This is a genomic window from Gordonia sp. (in: high G+C Gram-positive bacteria), assembly GCF_049299075.1.
GTDB lineage: Bacteria > Actinomycetota > Actinomycetes > Mycobacteriales > Mycobacteriaceae > Gordonia.
Window position 1 is genome coordinate 1 of record NZ_JBAQWU010000419.1, and the last position, 3778, is coordinate 3778.

Consider the following 3778-nt stretch of genomic DNA (forward strand, 5'->3'; position numbering starts at 1 on the left):
GGGCGTCGGGGTGCCCGCGTGCATCGCCTCGGCCCGGCGTGCGGCGAGGCGCATCGTCGCGCATCTCGGTACTTGATGGGCTGACTGACCGGGGTGTGGGCGGCGGTGGCAGGATGGGTGCCATGGCTCGCTTGGACTATGACGAACTCAATTCCACCGTCCGCTACCTGATGTTCTCGGTCTTCAAAGTCCGGGCGGGGGAACTCGCCGTGGCCGTCGGGGCGGGTACCGATCGCGGCGAGGCCGCCGCTGACCTGGAAAGCTTTCTGGCCACGCTGGCGGGCGACGACGTGGTGGTGCGCGGGGTGTACGACGTCTCCGGTATGCGCGGCGACGCCGATTTCATGATTTGGTGGCACGCCGAAACCATCGAACAGCTGCAGAACGCGTACAAGGCCTTCCTGCGTGAGACTGTGCTGGGCCGGCTCAGCGAGCCGGTGTGGAGTGCTGCGGCGTTGCACCGACCTGCCGAGTTCAACAAGAGTCACATTCCGGCGTTCTTGGCCGGTGAGGACCCGGGCGCGTACATCTGCGTCTACCCGTTTGTGCGGTCGTTCGAGTGGTATCTGCTACCCGACGAAGACCGTCGCAAGATGCTCGCCGACCACGGTAAGGCGGCCCGCGGATACAAGGACGTCCGGGCCAACACTGTCCCGGCGTTCGCGCTCGGCGACTACGAATGGCTGCTGGCCTTCGAGGCTCCGGAGCTGCACCGCATCGTGGACTTGATGCGTGACCTGCGCGCGACCGAAGCCCGCTACCACGTCCGGGTGGAGATCCCCTTCTTCACCGGCCCGCGGATTGGCGTCGCCGAGCTGGTCGCGGCCCTCCCGTAGCCCGGCCCGATCACGCCTCGTCGAAGGTCAGGCTGATCGAGTTGATGCAATACCGCAGGTCGGTGGGGGTGTCATAGCCTTCGCCGGCAAAGACGTGGCCCAGGTGGCTCTCACAGTGCGCGCACACGATCTCCACGCGGCTCATGCCGAGCGAGTCATCGCGCCGCTCGATCACCGCGTCCCCGGCGAGCGGCGTAAAGAACGACGGCCAGCCGCAGTGCGAGGCGAACTTGGCGTCCGAGCGGAAGAGTTCGTTGCCGCAGGCGCGGCACCGGTAGACGCCGGTGCCGGTGGCATCGGTGTATTCACCGGTGAACGCCGCCTCGGTGCCAGCCTGCCGCAGCACCCGGAATTCGGCCGGACTCAACCGCTGTCGCCAGTCGGCGTCGGTGAGTGCGGTGAGGTCGGCCGGAAGCTCAGATGCGTGATCGGTCATGGTTTCCACGGTAGCGCGCCCACCCGTCGAGGTGCGGGCCACACCGGGCCGCTGGTGCGTTAGCTTGGCAGCATGAGTGCACGCGGTAGCTACTTCACCCGGGTCGACGCCGACTGTTTCCGGCCGACCCTGCTCGCGTCGGGAGCGTGGCGCGACGACGAGCTCCATCTGGCCCCGGTTGCCGGACTGGTGATCGACTACCTGGAACGCTGGCGCCGCCAGCACGCCCCGCATCTTCTGTTCAGCCGGTTCAGCATCGAGGTGCTCGGCCAGATCGCGCGCGAGGCGATCGAGTTGAGTATCGAGGTGATCCGGCCGGGCCGCACCATCGAGCTGGTCGAGGCGACCGCGGTGATCGGCGGACGGACGACGATTCGGGCGCGTGCCTGGCTGCTGCAGACCTCCGACACTGCAGCGGTCGCCGAGAACGAGTACGCACCGCTCCCACCGCCGGCTGCATTCACAACGCCGTCGTTACTCAAGCAGTGGGAGGGCGGCATGATCTCCACCGTGACCGCCGTCCAGTCCGATGACACGCGGCCGGGCCGGGCACGGGTATGGGTTACTACCGACGTCGACCTGATCGACGGCGAGGACGCCACCGCGCTCGGCGAGTTCGCGAAGCTCTTCGACACAGCGAACGGTATTTCGTGGCGCCAGGATCCGCGCGAGTGGATGTACCCCAACGTCGACCTGACCGCGCACCTGTTCCGCACACCGGTCGGCCGCTGGCTCGGTCTGGACACCACAGTAGCGTTCGGTCCGCACGGAATCGGGCTGACCAGTAGCGTCCTGCACGATGAGAAGGGGCCGGTGGGCATGCTGGCGCAGTCCCTCACCGTGCGTAAACGGCTGAGCTAATCCCCGCGCTGCTCGCGTCAGGCGGCAGCGACGCGCGCAGCAGCCCGCAAGTCCAGCCAGCGGAACAGTAGGACGCAGAACACCACGATCATGAGCAACGACCAGCCCATCGGCACCTTGTTGTACTCCAGGTATCGGCCAAACGCGCGCCATTGCGTGGAGGCGAACACGTCAAAAGTCATGCAGCCGTAGACCGCTAGCCAGGCGGGCCAGTTGCGCATTACCGAGCCGGGCAGGAAGACCGTCATGACGAGCGGGAACAGGAGCATCGAATAGTAGCCCTGGCCGAGTGAACTGACCAGGAACAGCGTGCACAGCAGCACACCCGACGAGGTGGTCAGCCAGAGCAACTCGTTCGATTCGCGGTAGTAGCGGTACAGGAACCACAGCGAGAACACCGCCATCAGCGTGAACATGACGCGCAGCAGGATGATCAGCCAACCGTCGATGCCAAAGTACATGCCGTTCCCGGAGATCGAGCTGTTGTAATAGTCCCGGGTGGCGAAGAGGTACGGCGCGGTCCGACTGATGAAGTCCGTGGCGTCGACGATCAGCGGCCACGCCAGCATGTTCAGGACCAGTGGAATGCCGATTGCGGTCACCAGCGGCTTCCATTTGCGCTGCAGCAGCGGCAGGAGCAGTAGCGGTGCGAGCACTGGTTTGACGGCCAAGGTCAAGCCGATCGCCACCCCGGCCCAGAGGTCGCGATCGGATCGCAGCAGCATCAGGAAGGCGAGCAGACCGAGCAGCACGAAGGCGTTGAAGTTGGTGAAGATGAGGGTGTTGGCGACGGTCTCGGTGCTGAAAAAGAAGAAGAGCACGGCCGGAAACACCCACGAGTTCGCCGAGTAGCCGAACATCCGAGTCAGCAGGTAGGCGCAGACGATGAGCACGATCACCGAGACGGCGATGAACGTCCAGCGTGCATCCTGCGGATTCAGGATCGACAGGGGCGCCATCAGCAGCGTGCCCGACGGCGGGTACAGGTAGTGCGGATCGACTGTCGTGTAGTTCTCGGCGTAGACCGGCCGCCGGTTGAGAAAGTTCAGCGAAGCGTTGTACACCGTCGTGAAGTCGTCGGTGCGGGCACCGTTGATCGCTAGGAAGACGCTCCGATGGAAGATCATCATGACGCTGATCGGCCACAAGATCATCGAGATAACCCGCTGGGTGTCCACCCGCGGGTACAGGGTCCGATCAATCGCGCTCACGTGAGGCAACCTACTACATCCACGGGCACCGATCAGGCAGGACATGCGCGCTCGGCGGCGCCGGTGAGGCCCGCGTCACCGAGATACTCGTTGACCAAGGTGGCCGCGCAGTCACTGCGGGCCAGCACCGAATATCCCAGGCCGTCCCAGCTCACGTAGGTGGCGTCGGCTCCGGAGGTCACCAGCATCGGGGCCAGCGCATCGGCGGCTTTGCGCCCGTTGATCGGATCATTCTGGCCCAGCAGGAGCAGGATTGGCACCGGGAACGACGACGGGGCGGGCGCCGGTTCGGCGACACCCCAGCCGTCGCAGCGGGCCAGCGACAGCGCGGCGGTATTGGCGGTCATCGGCGCCTCGCGTCCCCACCGCTCGGCCAATTGCCCGACCTCGGCCAGACCGGCGCGCCCGCCCAAGTCGTTGCAGCGCGACAGCAG

The 3778-nt window shown here is 65.8% G+C and carries 5 protein-coding genes; 2 read left to right on the top strand and 3 right to left on the bottom strand.

Features of this window, described 5'->3' with window-relative positions; genetic code table 11:
- Window positions 1–122 precede the first annotated feature (122 nt).
- Window positions 123–836, top strand: coding sequence for a hydrogen peroxide-dependent heme synthase (gene hemQ / locus WAW85_RS13505; protein ID WP_422560121.1), 714 nt, complete (start codon window positions 123–125; stop codon window positions 834–836).
- 10 nt (window positions 837–846) lie between these two features.
- Here the strand turns inward: hemQ and msrB are convergent, their stop codons facing one another.
- Complete coding sequence (msrB, locus tag WAW85_RS13510; RefSeq protein WP_422560122.1) at window positions 847–1272, bottom strand: peptide-methionine (R)-S-oxide reductase MsrB; 426 nt, start codon at window positions 1270–1272, stop codon at window positions 847–849.
- A gap of 72 nt (window positions 1273–1344) precedes the next feature.
- On the opposite strand from msrB, the gene WAW85_RS13515 reads away from it, so the two are divergent.
- A complete protein-coding gene (locus tag WAW85_RS13515) occupies window positions 1345–2133 on the top strand; it encodes a thioesterase family protein (protein ID WP_422560123.1) in 789 nt (262 codons plus the stop codon).
- 17 nt (window positions 2134–2150) lie between these two features.
- On the opposite strand, the gene WAW85_RS13520 is transcribed toward WAW85_RS13515, so the two are convergent.
- Both WAW85_RS13520 and WAW85_RS13525 read right to left on the bottom strand, forming a co-directional pair.
- Window positions 2151–3287 (bottom strand): glycosyltransferase family 87 protein, encoded by a 1137-nt coding sequence (locus WAW85_RS13520; RefSeq protein ID WP_422560125.1) that lies wholly within the window; start codon window positions 3285–3287, stop codon window positions 2151–2153.
- Window positions 3288–3376: 89 nt separating this feature from the next.
- Window positions 3377–3778, bottom strand: a 402-nt coding sequence (locus tag WAW85_RS13525; protein WP_422560124.1) for an alpha/beta hydrolase, incomplete at its 5' end; no start/stop codon positions are given.